Consider the following 20284-nt stretch of genomic DNA (forward strand, 5'->3'; position numbering starts at 1 on the left):
ACCAGGGCCGCCGCCCGATAGGCTCGGCCGATGCCGATCACCGCGGCCGACGTCGAGCGCACCGTCCGGACCACCACCGCGACCCTGGCCGAAGCCCTGGACGCCGACTGGGACGCCCCGGCCGGGCCGATGGACTGGACCTGCTGGGAGACCGTCGAGCACATCGCCGACAACTTCTTCTTCCACGCCGCCCAGCTCGGGCCGCGGGCCGCCGCGACCGACCGGCCGGTGCCGTTCGCGTGGGCCCGGCACCGGGAAGGCGGCCCCGGCCTGGTGATCTTCGCCGACCGGGCGGCCGGTCCGGCCGGGTTGCTGCGGGTCGTGGAAGCGTGCGGCGCACTGCTGGTGGCCATGGTGCGGACCACGCCGCCGGAGGTCCGCGCGTTCCACGACGAGGGCGTCTTCGGCACCGAAGGCTTCGCGGCGATGACCGTCGGGGAAACGCTGGTGCACATGGACGACGTCGCCGCGGGACTCGGCCTCTCCTGGACGCCCCCGGCCGACCTGTGCACCCGCGTGCTCGCCCGCTTCTTCCCCGGCGCGCCCGCGGACACCGATCCGTGGGCGACCCTGCGCTGGGCGACCGGACGCGGCGAGCTGCCCGGCCGGCCGCGGGTCACGCGCTGGCGGTGGGGCGTTCAGCCTTCCGGGTAGAAGAGGAACAGCGTGCAGCCGGTGGCGCTCGCGGGCACGTGCCAGGTGCCGGCCGGCGCGTGCAGGAACGTGCCCGCCGGATGGTCGCGCGCGCCGTCGTGGAACGTGCCCGCGACGACGTAGACCTCCTCCGGCCCGGGTTCGTGGACGTCCCGGCGCGGCCACGACGTGCCGGCGTCCATCTCCAGGACCCCGGCGTGCGCGCCCGCCGGTCCGGTCCACAGTGGACGAAACCGGATGCCGGGGAACAGTTCGCGGATCGGCGCTTCCCTTACGGTGGCCCAGGTGTAGCCGTCCTGCTCGAGGATCTCGGGGTGCATGTCCGCCACGGTGCCCCGGCGAACACGGCCGGGCCAGTGTCCGGGAAGACACCTTGGGGTACTTTCCTGCCATGCATCGCGTGGTGGCCCTGGTGCGGCCGGTGCAGTCGACGTTCGAGCTCGGCTGCGCCGCCGAGGTCTTCGGCACGCCGCGGGCCGGCGTGCCCCGGCACTACGAGTTCGAGGTGTGCGCGGAGACGCCCGGCCCGGTGCCGACGACGGCCGGGTACGCGATGTCCGTCTCGCGTGGCCTGTCGGCGCTGAACTCCGCCGACACCGTGATCATCCCGGGCTGGGCGCCGGTGGAGGCGCCGCTGCCCCCGCGCGTCCGCCGCGCGCTGCTGCGGGCCCACGCCCGGGGCGCGCGGCTCGTCACCATCTGCTCCGGCGTGTTCGCGCTGGCGCGCACGGGCCTGCTCGACGGCCGGTCCGCGACGACCCACTGGGGCCGCGCCGAGCAGCTGCAGCGCGAGTTCCCCGACGTGCGCGTGGAGCAGGACGTGCTGTACGTCGACCACGGCGACGTCGCCACGAGCGCCGGGGCGGGCGCGGGGATCGACCTGTGCCTGCACCTCGTCCGGAAGGACCACGGCGCCGCGCACGCCGCCCTGGTCGCGCGGCACATGGTGCTGCCGCCGCACCGCGAGGGCGGCCAGGCGCAGTTCGCCCCGCCTCCCCCGCCGCCGGACGCTCTGGACGGGCTCCTCGGCTGGGCGGCCGAGCGGCTCGGGACCGCCTTGTCGGTCGACGACCTGGCCGCCCAGGTGGGCGTCTCGCCCCGCACGCTGGCCCGGCGCTTCGCCGACCAGCTCGGCACGAGCCCCGGCGCGTGGCTGCTGACCCGCCGCGTGGCGGCGGCCCGCACCCTGCTGGAGGAGACGGACCTGCCGGTGGAGGCGATCGCGGCGCGGGTCGGCCTGACGTCGGCGGTCAACCTGCGACGCCGGTTCCGCGCCCAGGTCGGGACGACGCCGGGTGCCTACCGGCGGGCGTTCCGGACGCCGTAGCGGACGTCCGCGGTCTGCTGCTCACCACCGTCGGAACACCGGCGCAGAACGACGTGCGCGCCATGGGTAAGGCGACCGGGGTCATCGTGCTCGCTCGGGCGTGCAGGGTCACCTGCGGCTGACTGCGGCGGCCGCGGCCAGCGCGACCGCGAACACCGCGTAGGAGGCGAACAACCCGCCCGCCGAACTCAGGGCGCCGCCGACCGCGCGGCCCAGGAGCTGCCCGACGCACTCGGCGGTGATCACCGCGGTGGCCAGCTCGGTCGCGGTGAGCCCGCTGCGCCCTGGCGTGCTCGCCCGGACGTACAGGCCGGGATAGGCGAGCCCGACGCCGATCCCGGCGACCGTCCAGGCTCCGAGGACCACGGCGAACGGCCCGCCGGCGGCCACGACGGCCGTGCCGAGCGCGGTCAAGCTCAGGCCCGTGGCGGGAAAGCGGCGCGCGAACAGGCTCGTCACCGCCCAGGCGAGCGGCGCCGCGCTGAGGACGATCGCCGCCTGGCCGAGGCTCATCCGGAACCCCGTCGTCAGCAGCACGGTGATCAGGCTGTCCGCGCCGAAGTAGCCGACGGCGAACAACACCATGGCCGCGAGCGCCGCAGGCGTCCCGCGTCGCAGGCGCGCGGTGCCCGGTGGCAGGATCGCGACCATCCCGGCCACGGCGACCACCGCGCCGGCGACCGCGAGCGGCCACCGCCCCTCGCTCAGCACGACTCCCGCCGCCCCCAGGGGAACCAGCAACGTCCGTCCGAGCGGGCGCGGCGCCGCGTCCGCGGGCGGGTCGTCGCGCACGGCACGCACGACGAGCAACCGTCCGAAAAGGACGAAGGGCACCGGCACCAGCAGCGTCCAGCGCCACCCGACGAGGTGCTCCAGGCCCAGCGTCGCGGCGGGGCCGGCCAAGGCGGGCACGATCCACATCGCCGACGACGCCGCGACCACGCGCAGGCGGACGCGCTCGTCGAGGTGCCGGATCGCCGCACTCACGCCGAACACCGCGAGCAAACCGCCGGCGAGCCCCGTGAAAAGCTGGCCCATGGCGAACATCCACGCGTTCCGGGCGGCCGCGGCCAGGACGAGCCCGCCGACGTAGGCGAGCATCCCGGCGGCGAGGGTGCCCCGCGCGCCCAGCCGGTCCAGGACCCGGCTCGCCAGCGGCAGTGCGACGAACAACCCGAGGGCCGACCCGGCGATCAGGAGCCCGAGCCGGTCCCCCGCGTCCAGGTCACGGGCGACGACGGGAAGCAGCGTCGAAGCGACGAAGCCGGTCACGGCCGCCGCGAACTCGAGCGCGACGATGCCTGCCGCGAGGACCAGCGTTCCCCGCGGCGGCGCGGTCATGTGTAGAGCGCCCGGTCGTACGCGTTGATCTGCACCCGGACGCCGTCGGGATCCCGCACGCGCAGCGAGTGCCCGAAGCCCTCGTCGATGACGGGTCCCGCCTCGTACCCGGCCGCCCGCAACCGGTTCGCGACGTCCTCGAGGGGCTCGTCGGTCTCGAAGGCGAGCTCGCACCGGCCCGCGTCCGCGCCCCGGTGGACGGCGAGCAGGCCGCCGTCCGCGGGCAGTTCGACCCACCCGCCGGGCCGCGACACCGACCCGACGCGCAGGCCGAGCGTCTCGTAGAACCGCGTCACGGCCCCGACGTCCGAGGTGTAGCGGATCGGCAGCACTCGCATCATTGCCCGCTCCCCGGTCGCAAGTAGTCCTCGAGGACGCGTTCGACGAAGGACGAGAGCGACTCGTCGGCGTCGACGGAGGCGTGCTTGACCCGCCGGATCAGCTCGACCGGCAGGTAGACGCTGAACTGCCGCTTGACGGTCTCGGGCATGCCCACATGCTAGCAAATGGGTTTGCCCGCACTCACGGACAGCCGGCGAGCCGGGCTCAACCGGACCGCTTCATCGCTCCCGCGATCAGCAACGCCAGGCCGCTTTCCAGCGCGGGGGCCAGGTCCAGGTGCAGCGCCGCCAGCGCCGGGTCCACCTGGTACGCGGCGAGAGCGCTCGGCGACGGCCGGCAGTGCGTCCACAGCCCGCCGGTGAGGATCACCGTGAACAGGCACACCGACGCCGCCTGGTCGCCGACCTCCGGGACGTACCGCTGGATCAGCTCGGCCATCGTGCCGAGCCCGGCGAGGGCGGACCGCTTGAAGCCCACGACGACGTCGACGGACACGTTGTGTTCCAGGACACCCGCCTGCGCGCCGATGAGGTCGCACAGCACCGTGCGTCGTGCCAGCGAGTGCGCGACGACCGCCGCGAACCGCGCGCCCCGCTCGTCGGCGGGGAGGTTCGGGTCGACGCCGGCGGCCAGTTCGTCCGCCACCTCGGCCAGCCAGCCCCGCAGCGCCCGGTCGAGCAGCTCGAGCAGCACCGCCTCGCGGGATTCGAAGTAGCGCAACACATTCGACTTGGCCAGGCCGACCCGCCTGCTGAGCTCGTTGAGGCTCACGTCGGCCACCGGCATCTCGTCGAGCATCGCCAGCGCCGTGTCGAGGATCGTGCGGCGCCGCTCCTCCCGCTGCGCCGCGCTACGGGCTCGCTGGAACGTCATGCCACCCAGCGTAACGCCCGGCGCCCGAAATTGAAGACCGGCAGTCTCTTGACAACAGACCGATGGTTCCTTAGCGTCGGTCCCATAACAGACCACCGGCCCGAAAGGACCGCCAAGGAGGGAACGCCATGGCCGAGAACTGGACCGAACGCGACGTACCGAGCCAGCAGGGCCGCGTCGCCGTCATCACCGGGGCCAACACCGGACTCGGGTTCGACACCGCGAAGGTGCTGGCCGAGCGCGGCGCGACGGTCGTGCTCGCCGTCCGCGACGTCGAGAAGGGCAAGCAGGCCGCGGCCCGGCTCGGCGCGCACGCCGACGTCACGGTGCAGCACCTGGACCTGGGCTCCCTGGACTCCGTCCGGGCCGCCGCGGCCGACCTGCACGGGACGCTGCCGAAGATCGACCTGCTGATCAACAACGCCGGCGTCATGTACCCGCCGAAGCAGACCACGCGCGACGGCTTCGAGCTGCAGTTCGGCACGAACCACCTGGGGCACTTCGCGTTCACCGGCCTGCTGCTGGACCTGCTGCTGCCGGTCGAGGGCTCCCGCGTGGTGACGGTCGCGAGCATCGCCCACCGCATCCGCGCCGCGATCCACTTCGACGACCTGCAGTGGGAGAACTCCTACGACCGCGTCGCGGCCTACGGGCAGGCCAAGCTCGCCAACCTGATGTTCGCCTACGAGCTGCAGCGCCGCCTCGCCCCGCACGGCACGACGGCGTCGATCGCCGCCCACCCCGGCGTGGCGCGCACGGAGCTGATGCGCAACTCCCCCGCGATCGCCCGCGCCGTCTTCCCGGTGGTCGCGCCGCTGTTCACCCAGAGCTCGGAGCGCGGCGCGCTCCCGACCCTCCGCGCGGCAACGGACCCCGCGGCCCTCGGCGGCCAGTACTACGGTCCCGCCGGCCCGGGCGGCTACCGCGGGCGCCCGCAGGTGGTGGCGTCCAGCCCGCAGTCCTACGACGTCTCGGTGCAGCAGCGCCTGTGGACGGTTTCGGAAGAACTGACCGGGGTCAAGTTCCCGGTCGGCTGACGAGCCCAAGCCGCGAACGCCCTGGGTGCGACCGGCGGTCCGCCGCGGGCGTCAGAGCGTTCCGGTCACCGCGAAGGAGCCAACCCGCCGACCAGGAGGTCGACGATCCGGCGGGCCAGTGCTTCGATTTCCGCGGCGGCCTGCCCGTCGACGCGGTGGTACCACGTGTCGACCGCGTTGAGGTTGCTGAGCAGGGTGCGGGTCGCGAGCGACTCGTCGACCGCGCGGAGCGATCCGTCCGCGACGCCGTCCGCCAGCACGCCGCGGAACAGCTGCTCGTAGTCGCTCCGCAGCTCGTTCAGCTGCTGGAGCGCGTCGCGCTGGCGCGTCTTGAGCGCTACCGCCACCTGGCCGCGGACCGCCTGGTGCACGACGTGGTGGTACGCCAGGTCGGTCATCAGGTTGACCAGGTGCGCCACCGCCATGGCCACCAGCCGGTCGCGGCCGGTGCCGGCGCCGTGGGCGTGCAGCTCCACGCGGTCGCGGACGCGGCCCATCGCCTCCTCGTACACCGCCAGGAAGATGTCGAACTTCGACCGGAAGTGGTAGTACACCAGGCCTTTGGTCGCGCCGACCTCGCGCGCGATGTCGTCGATCGTCGCGTTGGCGAACCCGTGCGCCATGAACGCCTCGGCCGCGGCGTCCAGGATCCTGCGCCGCGCGTCGGGCTCGTACTCGGGGGTCGCGCTCACCTTGCCTCCTCCAGCCCGGTCATCGTCGCACGGCCGACGTCCGGCGGTTGACACCGCCACGCGGTCTCCTTACCGTGATACTCCGTAGTATCGCAGGTCAGACCGGGCGGAGACCCATGACGAATGCGAAAGACCTCCTCCACGAGCTCGCCACCAGGAAAGCGGTCACGCGGCTGCTGCCGGTGCTCGGCATCGCCTACTTCATGTCCTACGTCGACCGGACCAACGTCGCGCTCGCGAAGACGGCGCTCGCGGCGGACGTCGGGATCGGCGCCGCGGCCTACGGGCTCGGCGCCGGCCTGTTCTTCGTCAGCTACGCGCTGCTCGAAGTGCCGAGCAACCTCGTGCTCTACCGCGTCGGCGCGCGCGTGTGGATCACGCGGATCGCGGTCAGCTGGGGCGTGGTCTCCGCCGCGATGATGTTCGTCGCGGACGACGTCTCGTTCTACGTCCTGCGGCTGCTGCTCGGCGCCGCCGAGGCGGGCCTCTTCCCGGCCATGATGTACCTGGTCACGCAGTGGTTCTCGCAGAAGCACCGGGTCACGGTCGTCGGCCTGATCTACACCGCGCCCTGCGTCGCGGTGATCATCGGCTCGCCGCTGGGCGGCGCGCTGATGGAACTGCACGGCGTCGGCGGCCTGCGCGGCTGGCAGTGGATGTTCCTCGTCGAAGGGCTCGTCACCGCCCTCATCGGCGTCGTGGTCTGGTTCGCGCTCCCGAACCGCCCCGGCGACGCGAAGTGGCTCACCGCCGAGGAAGCCGCCGTCCTGACCGAACGGGCGTCCGCGCAGGACACCCCTTCGCCGACGCGGGTACGCGGCAACCTCCGGCGGGCCTTCGGCCGTCCGACCGTGCTGCTGCTCGGCGCGATCTACCTGATCAACCAGTCGATCGGCGGCGGGATCGGGTTCAACTTCCCGGCCTACATCCAGTCACTCGGCCTGTCGAGCCCGTTCCTGATCGGGCTCGTGGCGGGCAGCGGCGGCATCTCGGCGCTGGCCGGCGTCCTGTTCTTCCCGTGGTTCAAGCGCCGTCACGGCCACGAGGTCGCGCTCATCGGCGTGTGCGCGGCCGCCGTGCTGCTGGTGCTCGTCGGCTTCCTCGCTTCGCGCGACCCGGCGTGGAGCATCAGCCTGCTGTTCGTGTCGAACTTCTTCGCCTTCGGCACGCTGCCGCTGTTCTGGTCGGTCGCGATGTCGCGGCTGTCCGGCCTGATGGCGGCGGCCGGGCTCGCGTTCATCAACACGCTCGGCATCACCGGCGGCTTCCTCGGCCCCTACGTCTACGGGCTCGTCGAAAGCTCCACCGGCAGCCTGGTCGTGCCGTACTCCGTGTTCGCCGTGGCGGCCGCCGTCGCGCTCGCCCTGGTGCCCGCGCTGGCGGTCGCGATCCGGCGCGACGCGGTGCGGGATCAGTCTTCTTCGCCGGTGGCCGACAAGAACGCCGCGAGGTCGTCGGTGAACCGCAGCAGCAGACCGTAGAACGTCTGACGGTCCTTCGCGGACCACCCGGACAGCGCCTCGCCGAACCAGCCGAGCACGGTGGTGACGTACCGCCGGCCAGCTCGGCGCCGTCCGGGGTCAGCTGGACCAGGCGGGCGCGCCGGTCGTCGGGGTCGGCCAGGCCGTGCACCAGCCGCCGCCGTTCGAGCACGTGCAGGTGGCGGGTGACGTGCGGCCCGGCCACCTGCATCCGGTCGGCGATCTCGCCGACGCGCATCGCCTTCCCGCTCATGTGCAGGGCGAGGATGATCGACAGCCCCGGCCGGTCGAGGTCGGCGCCGACGCGCTTCATCGCCCGCTCCCCCAGGCCGCTGCGGTTCATCAGGTTGCCCAGCTGCACACGCGCGGGCTGATCTTCGGCGACGAGAAGCAGTTCCACCGCTACCTCGGGTACAGCTTCGCCGGGTTCACCATGCCCAACGACTTCGGTCTGCACCGCGAGGGCGTCCTGTGGAGCACGCCGGGCAAGGGCGCGGCGCTCTACTCGGTGCTCGAAAGCAAGGAGATCCACGGCTTCCTGGTCTTCGCCCGCCCGAACCCGCCGATCGAGGCGTTCCGCGATCCCGAAGCGCAGCGGGAACTCGTCGCAGGCACGTTCGCCGGCGAGGGCCGGGTGCGGGACTTCGTCGAGCGCAACCAGGCCACGGTGAGCGAAGGCCGGGCCACGCTCGCCGCGGCCCGAGCACTCGGCGCTCACGCTGCCGGACTTCCCGGCGCGCTGAGGATTAGCCGTCCCAGGTAGACAGCCGGCGCCGACGTCGTGCGCGCCTCGTGGCGAGGTGGGCGTTGCGAGGGGGGCGTGGAGGTCCCGGTGGGTGGCGCCGAAGCGGAGGCGCACCGGATCGGCGAGGTCCGGGCCGAAGAGGAGGTGGGCGCTCTGGTGCAGCGGCGCTCCCGGCCGCGCACGAACTCGCGGGACTCCGCGTCGCGACCGGTGTCGGTCTTGGGGAAGAAGATCGTCACTGCGGCCAGCGGACTTCGTCCGGGTGGGAGTGGAACTGCCGCAGGTGGCGTTCTTCGGTGCGGCTCTGCAGCGGGAACGAGAACTTCGAGCCGTCCGGCCAGGTCAGGGTGCGCTTGCGGAAGCTGACCTGCGGGGCGGCCGCTCCCCTGGCCTCCCAGAGGATTCGCGGCTCGGGCGCGTCGGCCGGGTCCAGGTACGTCGAGCCCGTGTCCACCAGGGCGACCGACGTCGGCGAGCACGCCAGCCACGGGCCCTTCGCCCGCCGGAGCCGGTCCAGGGGCTCGAGGACGAGGGCGTCCGCCGGGCCGGTCACCTGGACCGCGCGCTCGGCCTTGCCGCCGCCGCTGCCCGCCGCGCTCGCCAGGTACGCGACGTAGCCCACCGCCGCGCCGATCCCGCGGGCGACGTTCCCGAACGCGCGCAGCACCGGGCGCGAGCCCTCGACCGTGCCGTCCGGGCGACGGCCGGGGACGGCGTACCGAAGGTCCGCGTCTCCCAGGCGCAGCACGATCACCGGCTCCCGCCAGTGGTCGCGCAGCAGCGCCTCCACGCGTTCCCGGAACCCCGGGCGCACCTGCGCGGCATCGGCAGCGGACGCCATGCGGTCGCCGAATTCGACGGCCTTGCGCGCTAGATGTCCAAGTTCCGCCGGGTCTCCTCCGGCGTCCGGTCGCCACCGATCCGGCTCTTGTCGAACCACGGCTCGTCCTCCTCGGGGGTGACCGCTTCCTTGCCTTCGGCGAACGCCGTCTTGCCCGCCGCGATCCCGGCCTTCACGCTCGCGCCCGCGACCAGCGCGCTCGCGCCGACCGACGTGCCGAACATCGTGGTCAGCGCGCGGTTGCCGGGCGTGAACGCCACCCCGGCCGTGTTCTCCAGCGTGTCGAGGCCGAATCGCGACTCCCCGGCGTACCGGCCGAGCCGGAACTTCCGGGTCATCTCCACGACCTTCGTCGAGTACTTCGCCAGGAATTCGATGAACGTGTCGAGCAGCTTGCCGAACTTGCCGAGGTAGCGGGTGACCTTCTGCAGCACGCTCGCGGCCTTGGCGATGGACGCCGTCATCGCGGCCGCGACCGAGCTGCCGAAGCTGATCACCGACGCGGCCAGCGCCGGCAGCCAGATGGTGATCAGCCACGACACCAGCTCGGTGATGATCGCCTTGATCACCTCTTCGATGACCTGCATGACCATCGACCACATCTGCAGCACCTCGGCGACCGACCCGGCCGCCGAGCCGACGCCGCGGATGCCGGAGGAGAAGTCGCCCAGCGCCTCCTTGGCCGCCTTGCCCGCTTCGTCGACCCATTCGGCCAGCGCCGTGTCGCCGGTCTGCTCGAAGTCCTCGGCGAGCGCGACGAAGCCGTGCGCGATGGCGCCGAAGTTCTCCGACGCGTGCCCGATGGCCGGCCCGTCGCCGGTGACCGCGTGCAGCGCGTCCTGCAGCGGCTGGACCAGCTCGAGCAGCATGTTCAGCCCGTGGCTCACCAGCCAGCCGATCGGGTCCATCGCGAAGGTGACCAGGTCGGTCGCGGCGGCGCCGACGAACGCCGCGCCGTCGCCGACCAGCGCCTTGCCCGCCGAGGCCAGCTCACCCACGCCGTCGGCCGAGGCCGCCTGCCGGGCGTGCTCGGCGATCGACTTGCCGGACTCGTAGACGGTGCCGACCACCGGCGCGGCCGCCGCCGCGCGGTCGAGGTTCGCGCTCGTGCTCTCGTCGTACGGCTGGACGTCGAGGGCGTCCGCGATGCTCTTCTTCGGCTCGGTCACTTGCCCTGCTCCCCGATCGCGTCGATCTCCGCCTCGTACCGGCCGAAGGCGAGCACGCCCGCTTCTTCGGTCCCGCGGTACATCTCGGCGGCCTTGGTCAGCTTGGTGGTGAGCCCGTCGACGCCGTCTTTCAGCTCACCCAGCAGCGAACGCAGTTCACCGAGGCGTTCGGTGTAGCCCTGCTTCGCCCAGATCCCGACGACGCCCCAAGCCGTGTCGGTCACGTCGGCGGCGTCGATCTTGGCCCCGAACTTGTCCGCCTCCTGCTCGTAGAACGGCAGCCGGCGCGCGTATCCGGAGATCGCGTCGATGTTGGTCTGGATTCCGTCTGACATCGCGGAAGGTCCCTCGGTCGGGTTCAGGAGCGGCGGAGGATCGGGCCCTGGTCGAAGTCGTCGTCGTCCCCGGGATCGGGCCGGCGCCGCGGCCGCGGCGCCGGCGGCTCCGACGCGGGTTCGGGCGCCGCGGTTCCGAACGCCTCGGCCTGGGCCTGCCGGACCTGCCCGCCGACGTCGACGCCGAGCTGGTCCCCGAACGCGTCGTCGACGATCGCGGCCTGCTGCCGCGCGGCCCCGGCCACGGCCTGGCGCAGCGTGCCCATGATCCGCTGGGCCAGCTGCCCGGCCTCCAGGTGCATGGCACCGGCGGTGAGCCGCAGGTCGGTGACGGTCCCGCCGGCACCCGCGACGACCGTCACCGTGCCGTCGGGCGAGGTCACGGCGGTTTCGACCTGGGCGACGCGCTCCTGCAGGTCGCCGACGCCGGCGAAGCGGGCTTCGGCGCTGCGCACCTTGGCCTGGAAGGTCTCGAACTGGGCGATCAGCTGGTCCATCTCGGCCGACATCGTCACGTCCTTCGCGCGCTTTGGGAGCTTTGCCCGATCATGGCAGATCCGGTCGCTTCCCCGGGGCGCTTCGCCGGAAAACGCAGGTCAGCTGATGAAGCCCGCCGACCGGAGCCAGTCGTGGGCCACCGTCGCCGGCTTCTGGCCGTCCACGCTGACCTTCTTGTTCAGGTCCGTGAGCGTCGCCGTGTCGAGCTTGGCCGCGATCGGCGCGAACACCTGCTCCAGCTGCGGGTACTTCGCCGCGACCCCGGACGCGATCGCGATGGCCGGGTTGTACGTCGGGAAGAAGTGCTTGTCGTCCGCCAGCACCGTCAGCTGCTGGCCGGCCACGCGCCCGTCGGTGGAGGCGACCGAGCCGAAGCCGCACGGGTCGCCCTTGCCGACGCTGGGGTAGACGACGGCGTCGTTGAGCAGGTGGACCTGCGCGTCCGGCAGGGTGAACCCGTACGTCTTGGCCAGGCCGGGGAACCCGTCGTCGCGGCTCTTGAACTCCGGGCCCATGCAGGTGGCCGCCGCGGCCGGGTCCTTCTTCGCCAGCGCCGCGTAGTCCGACACCGTCTTGACGCCGGTCTTGGCGACCGTGGCCGCGTTGCCCGCGATCGCGTACGTGTCGTTGGCCGGCGAGCGGGCCCACCACGTGACGCCGTTGGCGGCGTCGGCCCGCTTGACCGCGTCGTACTGGGCCTGCGGGTCGCTGATCGGCTTGGTCTGGTGGAGGTAGCTGATCCACGCCGTGCCGGTGTACTCCCAGTACAGGTCGACCGCGCCGCTGGTGAGTGCCTGGCGGACGTTGCTCGAGCCGGTGATGTTCGTCTTGTCCTGCGGGCTCGCCCCGGCCGCCTGCAGCGCGATCAGCGCGATCTGGCCCAGCAGCAGCTGTTCGTCGAACTCCTTGGAGCTGACGCGGAGCTGCGCGCCGCTCAGCGCGTCGATCTTCTTGATGGAACCCGCGCCCACCTGGGCGCCGGGCTGGTCCTTGCCGATCGTGCACCCGGCGGCGAGCGCCGTGACGAAGGCGAGGACGACGGCTGTCGTGCGTCGCATGGCTTGTCCTCCTTGGGGTTTCACAGTCCGCGCGGGTGCAGGACCTCCTCGGCGACCAGGCCCAGCCAGTCGGCGGACAGCGCCAGCGCGGCGACGACGATGCCGAAGGTCAGGCTCAGGATCGGGCGGTACAGCCCGATCCCGGCGACGAGCCCGCCGCCGAGACCGCCGCCGTCGATGAACGTCGCCAGCGTCGCGCTCGCGACGGTGAGCACCAGCGCCGTGCGGATCCCGGCGAGGATCACCGGGACGGCCAGCGGCAGCTCGATCCGCCGGAGGATCGCCGTCTTCGTCATGCCCATGCCGCGGGCGGCGTCGACGAGGGTCGGGTCGACGCCGTCGAGCCCGACCATCGTGTTGCGCAGCACCGGCAACGTCGCGTAGACGACCAGCGCGGCGACCGCCGTCGCGGTGCCCGTGCCGATCCACAGGGCGAGCAGCACGACGAGCCCGATCGACGGGATCGCCTGGCCGAGGTTGCCCAGCCCGAGGCCGATCGGGCGGACCCAGCGGGCGCCGGGGCGGGTGAGCAGGACGCCGAGCGGGAGGGCGATCGCGATGGTGCACACCGTCGAGATCAGCGTGAGCCGCAGGTGCGCGCCCAGCTCGGCGAAGATTTCGCCGGCGTTGAGGTAGCGCTGCTCGATCGAGTCGAGCGGCTGCGCGCGCACGAGCAGGAAGAGCGCCAGCAGCGCGAGGGCGATGAGCACCGGCCGGACCAGCAGGCCGAGCCGGCGTCGCCGCGGCCGGGACGGCGCGACGCTGTCCGGAGCCGGCGGAGCGGGCGCTTTCGCCGGCGCGGGCGCTTCTTCGGCGGGCGCCAGCGCCGCGACCAGGCCGGGCACGTCGCACACGCCCAGTGCGGTGCCGTCCTCGGTGACCACGACCTCGGTGCGGCCGGTGCGCACCATCGCGTCGAGCGCGTCCCGCAGGGTGGCCCCGCGCGGGATCGACGGCAGGCCGTCCGGGGTGGTCACCGGCTGCAGGTCCAGGTCCGACACCGGGATCAGCGCGAGCCGCTTCAGGTTCCGCCGCGAGCCGGCGAAGGACGCGACGTAGTCGTCGGCCGGTGCGGCGAGGATCGCCTGGGGCGTGTCGTACTGCGCGACCTGCGAACGCGGGCGCAGCACGGCGATCCGGTCGCCCAGCTTGAGCGCCTCGTCGAAGTCGTGCGTGACGAACACGATCGTCTTGCGCACTTCCCGTTGCAGGCGCAGGAACTCGTCCTGCAGCCGGGCGCGGGTGATCGGGTCGGTGGAGCCGAACGGCTCGTCCATCAGCAGCACCGGCGGGTCCGCGGCCATCGCCCGCGCCACGCCGACGCGCTGCTGCTGGCCACCGGACAGCTCGCGCGGGAACCGCAGGCCGTGCTCGCGGGTCAGGCCGACGACGTCGAGCAGCTCGCGCACGCGGCCGGCGACGCGGCGCCGGGTCCAGCCGAGCACGCGCGGCACCACGCCGATGTTGGCGTCCACGCGCAGGTGCGGGAAGAGCCCGACCTGCTGGATGACGTACCCGGTGTGGCGCCGGTGCTCGTCGATGTCGAGCGCCGTCACGTCGGTGCCGCCGATCGTGACGGTGCCCGCGGTGGGCTCGACCAGCCGGTTGATCATCCGCATGGTGGTCGTCTTGCCACACCCCGACGGGCCGGTCAGCACGACGATCTCGCCCGCCGGGATCCGCAGCGAGAGGCGGTCGACCGCGGGCCGCGCCTGACCGGGGTAGTGCTTGCTGACGTCGGTCAGCTCGATCGCCTGGCCACCGGTCGCGGCCGGTTCCGCCGTCGCCTCCCCGCCCAGTGGCCGCGGACGCCGCCACGTCGTCAGCTTGCCGACCACCACGAACGCCAGGTCGAACAGCAGCGCCAGCACGACGATCCCGAGGGTCCCGGTCAGCACCTGGTTCAGCGAGTTGACCGAGCCGAACCGGCCGAGCCCGTCGAAGATCTCGTTGCCGAGGCCGGGCCCCTTGACGTACGCGCCGATGGCGGCGATGCCGATGGTGATCTGCGTCGAGACGCGGATGCCGGAGAGGATCACCGGCCAGGCCAACGGCAGCCGCACCCGCCACAGCACCCGGGCGCGGCCGAGGCCCATGCCGTGCGCCGCGTCCACCACGGCCGGGTCGACGCCGCGCAGGCCGACGATCGTGTTGCGCGTGATCGGCAGGAGCGCGTAGAGCACCAGTGCGCACAGCACGTTCGTCAGCCCGAGCCCGAACGGGCCGATCAGGATGCCCAGCAGCGCGATCGACGGGATGGTCAGGAACGCCGCGGTCGTCGTGGTCGCCAGCGAGCCGAGCCACCGCCGCCGGTAGGTGAGCAGGCCGAGCGTCAGCCCGACCAGCACGGCCAGCGCCACCGCCGCGAGGGTGAGATCCACGTGGCGGATCGCGTCGTTCACGACGTCGATCCAGTTCTCGCGGAGGTACTCCGACAGGCTCAGGGTCGCACTCCTCGGGCGTCGCCGGACGGAAAGTCACCCCCCAGCCCAACACGTCCGCGTGGTCCTGTCCACCGTCGCGCGGTCGGCCGCTGCTGAGTCACGTCGAAGTGCCGAGGCGTGCCACGAGCATCCGCCGGACCTCGTCGGCGGTGTCGGTGCCGGCGGGCCGGGTGACCGCCTCGGTGACGGCCGGGACGAGGTCGGCGACCAGCTTGCCTTCGAGCGCGGCGGCGAGCTGCTGCGGATCGACCGGGTGCTCCGGGCTGTCCGTGATGAGCTTCGTGACGGCGTCGAGCGACGAGCCCAGCGCCGTGACCTTGGCGTCCACGTCCTTCATGAACCTGGGCGTAGTTGCGGTTGCCGGCGAGGTCGAAGACGTTGCCCCACATCAACTGGACGAAGTCGTCGCTGGTGAACGGCATGGCACCCTCCGGGTCGAGGTGGTGATCGGTGTAGGACTCGTCGAGGTCCACAGCGCCCGCCGAGCCGGGCAGGCTGCCGCTGCTGGTGTACTGGTGGACGTCGTACCGGCCCGCGTACCGGCCGGCGCCGGGGGCTTCCGGGCGGGCGCCGTAGCGGGCGACCACGATGACCAGCCCCGGCACGTCCCACTGGTCCGGGCGCAGCGCGGCGGCGAACGACGCGCTCAGGTAGACGGCCGGCCGAAGTCCCGCCGCCGCGACTTGCCGGCAAAAGGCGGTCCCGAAGTCCCGCGCCGCGGCATCCGGGCGGAACGGGGCCTCGAGGTCGAGCATCGGCGCGACCCCGGTCGCGCCGAGCCGCCGGACCTCGGCGAGCAGCAGGCCGGCCTGCTCCTCCGGGCCGAGGCTCAGCTGGGCGTAGTGGTAGCCGCCGACGGGGATCCCCCGCGACTTCGCCCCGGCCACGTGGGTGTCCGGGCGGTAGACGACGCCGCGCCCGCTCGGCGATCCCGGCGTCCGGGACCGGGCTGCCCAGCTGGTACTCGGCGGCCACCGCGGACGCGAACTCGCCGACCACCTCCGACAGCGCCAGGTTGAGCACGTAGCCCGCGGTGAGCTGGGAGAGGAAGCTCGCGGCGAACTGCTTCGCGGTGAGCTCCGCCAGGTGCGCCACGATCTCCAGCAGCTTGGCCCGCAACGCGTCCGCCGTGACGGCGGTGAACTCGCGGCGGGCCAGCGCCCGCGCACCCGCGATCGCGTCCCGGACGACGGCGGGCAGCTCGGGCGCGATGGCCAGGAACCCCTGCAGCCACGCGCCGGCCAGCTCCGCTTCCACCTGGGCGCGGGAAAGGATCTCGTCGCCGCCGAGCAGCGACCGCTGGAGGCCGGCGTGCTCGTGCGCGGTGTGGATGCCTTCCGCGGCCTGGAAGAGGCCGAAGACGAACGCCGCCTCGGGGAAGAACACCGCCAGCAGCGTGAGGCCGGCCAGCTCGAAGAACTCCCGGAAGCGGGCCTTCGCGTTCTCGTGGCCGGCGAGCGCCTGCAGGCCCTCTTCGTAGATCTGCTTGTCCCCGAACAGGGAGTGCCGGGTCTGGTCGTCGCTGAACAGCTCGCCGAGCCGCTTGTCGGCCAGCCGGTGGATGCCCGACAGCTCGGCGTGGACGTCGTCGCCGGCGCTCGGCTGGAACGTCGCCAGCCCGTACGCGACCATCCGGTCTTCGCGCGCTTCCCGCGTCTTGTCGCGGTTGAGCACCTGGATCTCCCGCAGCACGGCGAAGAGCACCCGGTCGACCGCGTCGGTCACCAGCCGTCCGGCGCCCGGCGCGACCCGGTCCAGCTCCTCGGCCGTGCGCAACTGGCTCACGACGTCCTGGATCTTGGCCAGCTTCTCCAGGAACGGATCCGTGAGCTGCGCCGTGGAAAGCAGGTTCTTGACGGTGGCGTCGACCTCGTCGAGCGTGCGCCACGCGCCTTGGGCGTCCTTGATCCGGTAGCTCGTGCGGAACGGGTCGCGCAGCGGCACCCGCCGGTCCGGGAAGACCGGCGTGCGGACCACTTCGACGCCGTCGACGGAGTCGTAGTTCTCCGCCGGCTCCGGGCCGAACCGGACGGTGCTGTCGTGGATCTCCTTCGCCCGGCGCAGCTTGGCGAGCAGGGCGGTCAGCTCGGGCAGGTCGGCGAGCAGGCTCGTCAGCAGGACCCGGGTGGCCGGCAGCCAGTCGGTCGTCGCCAGCCGGTTCGCGATGTCGGCCGCGCTCTTCTCCAGCCGCTCCAGGAGCGCGTCCTGGCAGGCGGCGACGAACAGCGAAGCGACGACGGTCCGGCGCAGCGGGAAGTAGTCGCGGTGCAGGTAGGTCGCCCACTGCTCGGCCTGCCCGGCCAGCGGGCAGGGCAGCTTCTGCGCCCTGTCCCGGGCGAGCACCGCCTTGGTGTAGGCGAACAACAGCGTGTTGACGGCTTCGAGGGCCTTCACGAGGTGGCGGAGCACGTCCTGCCGGGTCTCGGTGCTCGTCAGGTGACCCAGGCCTTCGCTGCGCCGGACGACGAGGTTCAGCGCCGCGAAGAGGAACGAGCCGAGGAACCGGGGCTTCGGCAGGCCCAGCTCGCCGGTGATCGTGTCGACCAGGTCGTCGAACTCGCCGGCGGCCCAGTCCGACATCTCGAGCTCGTGCAGGAACGGCTGGTCCGGGTCGGCATCCCCGGCCGCCGCCGGGTCGTACCGCAGCGGCGGGCAGTCGCTGCCGTAGCGGGTGCGGCGCGGCTCGGCCGTGACTTCCTCGGTGAGCACGAGGACGGGCAGCCCGGCCCGGTCGGCCACCCCTGACGGGCCGTTGAACCAGGCGACCGGCGTGCCGCCGTAGCGGTACTCGTAGAGGGCACCGGTCAGCCGGAACCGCTTGGCCCGGGCCGCCGCCCGGTCGGCGAGCCTGCCTTCGGGCACGTTCGGCGTGGCGGCGCGCCCGATGCGCACCATCGCCGCGACGAGTTCCGTGCGGAAGCCGGCTTCGCCGGTGGCCTCGGCCACCAGGTGCAGCGAGTCCGCCCGGACTCCCCCGAAGCCGGGCACTCGTTCCGCGTCCCGTCCGTCCGCCGGCAGCACGAACCGGCTCAGCGGCACGCCCCAGGTCACGCCGTGGGAGCCGTCGGGACCCGCGTCGACGAAGACCATGATGTCCGTGCCGCCGCCGTCGGCGGCGATCACGATCACCCGCGCCGGGCGCGACGCGGTGCCGTAGAAGGCATCGAGCGCTTCGAGCAGTTCGCCGTCGGAGTCGAACCGCCGCAACCGCGTGGTCGTCCGGCCCGTCGGCGCCACCACGCTCGCGGCCGGCCGCAGGCGGCTCACCGCCGACCGGACCGCGGCGTGCGCGGTGGCCTCCAGGTGCGCGGCGGCCGCCGCCGGCACGGGGTCCCCGACGAACCGCACGCTGACCTCCGGCGCCCGGCCGGACCACGCGACGCCGTCGAGCGCGTCGGTGCGCCCGGCCCGGTCCGCCGCGCGGGCGGCGGCCGTCACGGCCGCTTCGCGGACCGCCGCCAGCACGTGGGCGTCGCCCTCGTCCCCGGCGAGGTCGAGCCGGATCCGCACCGGCATCCGCACGGTGGTCACGTGAGCCCCTGCAGCGCCGCGGTCAGGCGGTCCAGGGCCGTGGCCACCACCTGGTCGGGATCGTGCGGCGCGACCACGCGCACCTCGATCTCCACCGGGAACTGGAACACGAGCCCGTCCGCCCCGGACGCGTCGTCCTCCAAGGGGAGGATGACGCCGCCGCGGTCGTCGGAGGCCAAGTCGTCGAGCACGGGACGTTCTCCTTCTACAGCGACGCCTGGAGCGGGCCGGAGGTCTTGGTGCCACCGGTGTCGGTGGCATCGACGTGCATGGAGAAGCCGGAGAACGTCGCCTGCGGCGCGCCCGAGATCGTGGCCGCGGTCGGCGAAGCGCTCGTGATGACGCAGCGGCTCAGCACGATCGTGGAGAACGACCAGTCGTCGCCGGACTTCTCCTGCATCGAGATGCTGAACTCGGTCGCGTTCAGCGCCAGCGCGGTCAGCTGCGCGGTGGCCGGGCCGATCGCGTTGACCGTCATCGAGAAGGTCAGGGCGTAGGGCTGGGTCACCACGCCGACGTGCGTGCGTTCGATGCTGTGCAACGGTTCGGCGGTGGTGGCGAACGTCGGCGTGAACGACTGGATCGGCGAGATCTCGTGGTCGACACCCCGGTCGTCGGTGTAGTGCACCGCGAGGCGGGTGTTCCAGCTGGTTTCGGGACTCGACATGGTGGGCTCCTGGTCAGAACTGGGGGGCGAGCGTCACGTTGAGCCGGTGCACCGCCGGCCCGTACGTGATGCCGATGAGGACGGACACCTGCCGGGTCTGGCGGGCGGTGACGACCTGTGCCTGCTCGGCGGCGCTGCGAGCGCTTTCCGGCAGGGCGAGGATCGCCAGCAGCGGGATGGTGACGGAGAAGTCGTCGATCACCGCGCCGAGCTGCAGCGGGCCGAGGATGCCCTCCACCCGCACGCGCACGGCGGTGAGACCGGCCTTGGTGATGCGCGCGTCCCCCACCGTGCCGATCAGCCCGGCCCGCAGCCGGAACTCGATGTCGTCGAGCACCCGGGCGATGTCGACGTAGTTGCGCGCGGGGTCGGAGGAGAACGTGCCGCCGTCGGCCAGGAATAGCCCGGTGCCGGGCACGAGCGCCGGGTCGATCAGGGGGATGACGCCCTGGCTCGCCAGCCCCGTCACCTCCGCCGGCACGTACTGCTGGGTGACCGGCATGGTGAAGCCGCGCACCTGCTTGAGCACGACGCTGGTGGCCGGGGCCTGGCCGGCGATCGCGCCCATCACGGCCGCGGCCGCGTCGGCGACCGGGTTCGGGTTCGCCGTCTCGTCGGTGGTCGCGCCGCGTGCGGCGACGAGGATCATCCGGCCGGTCGCGCTCTTCAGCGCGCCGTAGGAGTTCGCCGCCAGCACGGTGTCCACATAGGTCGCGGACCGGGCGGTGGCCGGGTCGATCATCGCGACGGCCAGCCGCCGGTTGCCCGCCGCCGACGACGTCTCCACGTGCTCCGCCAGTGCGCGCAGTCCGGTCGCCGGGGTGCCGCCGGTGGTGGCCGCGCCGACCGCCGTCTCGCCGGCCAGGCACACGAACGTGACGTCGTCGGCGGCTTCCAGCCCGGCGAGCGCGGCCGCGTAGTTCCCGGCGGCCGGCGTGCGGACGCCGTAGACCTTGCTGGGCCGCGGGTCCTGGGCGAGCACCAGGTCGAGGCTCCGGCTCAGCGCGGTCGCCGCGCCGGTCTTGCCGAACAGGCCGAGCACGTCGGCGTGCTCGGTGACCACCAGCGGCGTCGACGCGGGTGCCGCAGCCCCGTCGGCGTTGCCGACGACGGCGACGACGCCGGGCGAGCGCTGCGCGGCCGGGACCAGCGCGCTGGTGTCGATGGTGACGTCGACAAAGGGGAAAGCCGGTTGTACGAGGGTGGCCATACCGATCTCCGTACGTGGTCGCGACGTGGTCGTTGCGCG

General features: G+C 72.9%; 21 protein-coding genes and 2 pseudogenes. 5 read left to right on the forward strand and 18 right to left on the reverse strand.

The window, feature by feature from the left end:
- Nucleotides 1-30: 30 nt before the first annotated feature.
- Nucleotides 31-654, forward strand: coding sequence for a maleylpyruvate isomerase N-terminal domain-containing protein (locus tag OG738_RS38720; protein WP_329048513.1), 624 nt, complete (start codon nt 31-33; stop codon nt 652-654).
- Here OG738_RS38720 and OG738_RS38725 read toward each other — a convergent pair.
- Nucleotides 639-974, reverse strand: a complete 336-nt coding sequence (locus OG738_RS38725) for a cupin domain-containing protein (RefSeq protein ID WP_329048515.1) — start codon at nt 972-974, stop codon at nt 639-641. The two genes, OG738_RS38720 and OG738_RS38725, sit on opposite strands and share 16 nt — an antisense overlap.
- 71 nt (nt 975-1045) lie before the next feature.
- Here OG738_RS38725 and OG738_RS38730 point away from each other — a divergent pair, with 71 nt between their 5' ends.
- On the forward strand, nt 1046-1981 hold the full coding sequence (locus OG738_RS38730; RefSeq protein WP_329048516.1) for a GlxA family transcriptional regulator: 936 nt from the start codon (nt 1046-1048) through the stop codon (nt 1979-1981).
- A 108-nt stretch (nt 1982-2089) separates the two neighbouring features.
- Here OG738_RS38730 and OG738_RS38735 read toward each other — a convergent pair whose 3' ends face one another.
- The 4 genes from OG738_RS38735 to OG738_RS38750 are packed head-to-tail and all read right to left on the reverse strand — an operon-like array spanning nt 2090 to nt 4537.
- Nucleotides 2090-3322 carry an MFS transporter gene (locus tag OG738_RS38735; RefSeq protein WP_329048517.1) on the reverse strand — a complete coding sequence of 411 codons (1233 nt, stop codon included), beginning with the start codon at nt 3320-3322 and terminating at the stop codon, nt 2090-2092.
- Nucleotides 3319-3663, reverse strand: a complete 345-nt coding sequence (locus OG738_RS38740) for a VOC family protein (protein WP_329048518.1) — start codon at nt 3661-3663, stop codon at nt 3319-3321. Before OG738_RS38740 ends, OG738_RS38735 begins: the two co-directional genes overlap by 4 nt.
- Nucleotides 3660-3812: a CopG family transcriptional regulator gene (locus OG738_RS38745; protein ID WP_329048520.1), complete on the reverse strand. Its 153-nt coding sequence runs from the start codon at nt 3810-3812 to the stop codon at nt 3660-3662. The genes OG738_RS38740 and OG738_RS38745 overlap by 4 nt, the downstream gene beginning before the upstream one ends.
- A gap of 56 nt (nt 3813-3868) precedes the next feature.
- A complete protein-coding gene (locus OG738_RS38750; protein WP_329048521.1) occupies nt 3869-4537 on the reverse strand; it encodes a TetR/AcrR family transcriptional regulator in 669 nt (222 codons plus the stop codon).
- A 128-nt stretch (nt 4538-4665) separates the two neighbouring features.
- On the opposite strand from OG738_RS38750, the gene OG738_RS38755 reads away from it, so the two are divergent.
- On the forward strand, nt 4666-5574 hold the full coding sequence (locus OG738_RS38755; RefSeq protein WP_329048522.1) for an SDR family NAD(P)-dependent oxidoreductase: 909 nt from the start codon (nt 4666-4668) through the stop codon (nt 5572-5574).
- Between the two features lie 65 nt (nt 5575-5639).
- Here OG738_RS38755 and OG738_RS38760 read toward each other — a convergent pair whose 3' ends face one another.
- The gene (locus OG738_RS38760; protein WP_329048524.1) at nt 5640-6266 is read right to left on the reverse strand and encodes a TetR/AcrR family transcriptional regulator; all 627 of its coding nucleotides are present in this window, start codon (nt 6264-6266) and stop codon (nt 5640-5642) included.
- Between the two features lie 116 nt (nt 6267-6382).
- On the opposite strand from OG738_RS38760, the pseudogene OG738_RS38765 reads away from it, so the two are divergent.
- A pseudogene (locus OG738_RS38765) lies at nt 6383-7531 on the forward strand (MFS transporter); the annotation flags it as partial.
- Here the strand turns inward: OG738_RS38765 and OG738_RS38770 are convergent.
- A complete protein-coding gene (locus tag OG738_RS38770) occupies nt 7521-8000 on the reverse strand; it encodes a MarR family transcriptional regulator (protein WP_329056961.1) in 480 nt (159 codons plus the stop codon). The pseudogene OG738_RS38765 and the gene OG738_RS38770 sit on opposite strands and share 11 nt — an antisense overlap.
- Here OG738_RS38770 and OG738_RS38775 point away from each other — a divergent pair.
- On the forward strand, nt 7893-8510 hold the full coding sequence (locus OG738_RS38775; RefSeq protein ID WP_329057083.1) for a hypothetical protein: 618 nt from the start codon (nt 7893-7895) through the stop codon (nt 8508-8510). The genes OG738_RS38770 and OG738_RS38775 overlap by 108 nt on opposite strands.
- A gap of 217 nt (nt 8511-8727) precedes the next feature.
- On the opposite strand, the gene OG738_RS38780 is transcribed toward OG738_RS38775, so the two are convergent.
- From OG738_RS38780 to OG738_RS38830, 11 genes and pseudogenes are all read right to left on the reverse strand, one after another.
- Nucleotides 8728-9333: a hypothetical protein gene (locus tag OG738_RS38780; protein WP_329048526.1), complete on the reverse strand. Its 606-nt coding sequence runs from the start codon at nt 9331-9333 to the stop codon at nt 8728-8730.
- A 29-nt stretch (nt 9334-9362) separates the two neighbouring features.
- Nucleotides 9363-10502: a hypothetical protein gene (locus OG738_RS38785; protein ID WP_329048527.1), complete on the reverse strand. Its 1140-nt coding sequence runs from the start codon at nt 10500-10502 to the stop codon at nt 9363-9365.
- A complete protein-coding gene (locus OG738_RS38790) occupies nt 10499-10837 on the reverse strand; it encodes a hypothetical protein (RefSeq protein WP_329048529.1) in 339 nt (112 codons plus the stop codon). Before OG738_RS38790 ends, OG738_RS38785 begins: the two co-directional genes overlap by 4 nt.
- Before the next feature lie 23 nt (nt 10838-10860).
- On the reverse strand, nt 10861-11346 hold the full coding sequence (locus OG738_RS38795) for a YbaB/EbfC family nucleoid-associated protein (protein ID WP_329048531.1): 486 nt from the start codon (nt 11344-11346) through the stop codon (nt 10861-10863).
- 87 nt (nt 11347-11433) lie between these two features.
- Entirely contained in the window at nt 11434-12393 is a 960-nt protein-coding gene (locus tag OG738_RS38800) for a glycine betaine ABC transporter substrate-binding protein (RefSeq protein ID WP_329048532.1), read from the reverse strand.
- A 20-nt stretch (nt 12394-12413) separates the two neighbouring features.
- The gene (locus tag OG738_RS38805) at nt 12414-14795 is read right to left on the reverse strand and encodes an ABC transporter permease subunit (RefSeq protein WP_329048534.1); all 2382 of its coding nucleotides are present in this window, start codon (nt 14793-14795) and stop codon (nt 12414-12416) included.
- A 139-nt stretch (nt 14796-14934) separates the two neighbouring features.
- Nucleotides 14935-15174, reverse strand: coding sequence for a hypothetical protein (locus OG738_RS38810; protein ID WP_329048535.1), 240 nt, complete (start codon nt 15172-15174; stop codon nt 14935-14937).
- Between the two features lie 208 nt (nt 15175-15382).
- A pseudogene (locus OG738_RS38815) lies at nt 15383-16006 on the reverse strand (GH25 family lysozyme); the annotation flags it as partial.
- A 2358-nt stretch (nt 16007-18364) separates the two neighbouring features.
- The gene (locus OG738_RS38820; RefSeq protein WP_329048536.1) at nt 18365-18559 is read right to left on the reverse strand and encodes a hypothetical protein; all 195 of its coding nucleotides are present in this window, start codon (nt 18557-18559) and stop codon (nt 18365-18367) included.
- A 14-nt stretch (nt 18560-18573) separates the two neighbouring features.
- Nucleotides 18574-19035, reverse strand: coding sequence for a hypothetical protein (locus tag OG738_RS38825; protein WP_329048537.1), 462 nt, complete (start codon nt 19033-19035; stop codon nt 18574-18576).
- A gap of 13 nt (nt 19036-19048) precedes the next feature.
- Complete coding sequence (locus tag OG738_RS38830) at nt 19049-20245, reverse strand: hypothetical protein (protein ID WP_329048538.1); 1197 nt, start codon at nt 20243-20245, stop codon at nt 19049-19051.
- Between the last annotated feature and the right edge of the window lie 39 nt (nt 20246-20284).

The sequence above is a fragment of the Amycolatopsis sp. NBC_01488 genome, assembly GCF_036227105.1.
In the GTDB taxonomy this organism is placed as follows: domain Bacteria; phylum Actinomycetota; class Actinomycetes; order Mycobacteriales; family Pseudonocardiaceae; genus Amycolatopsis.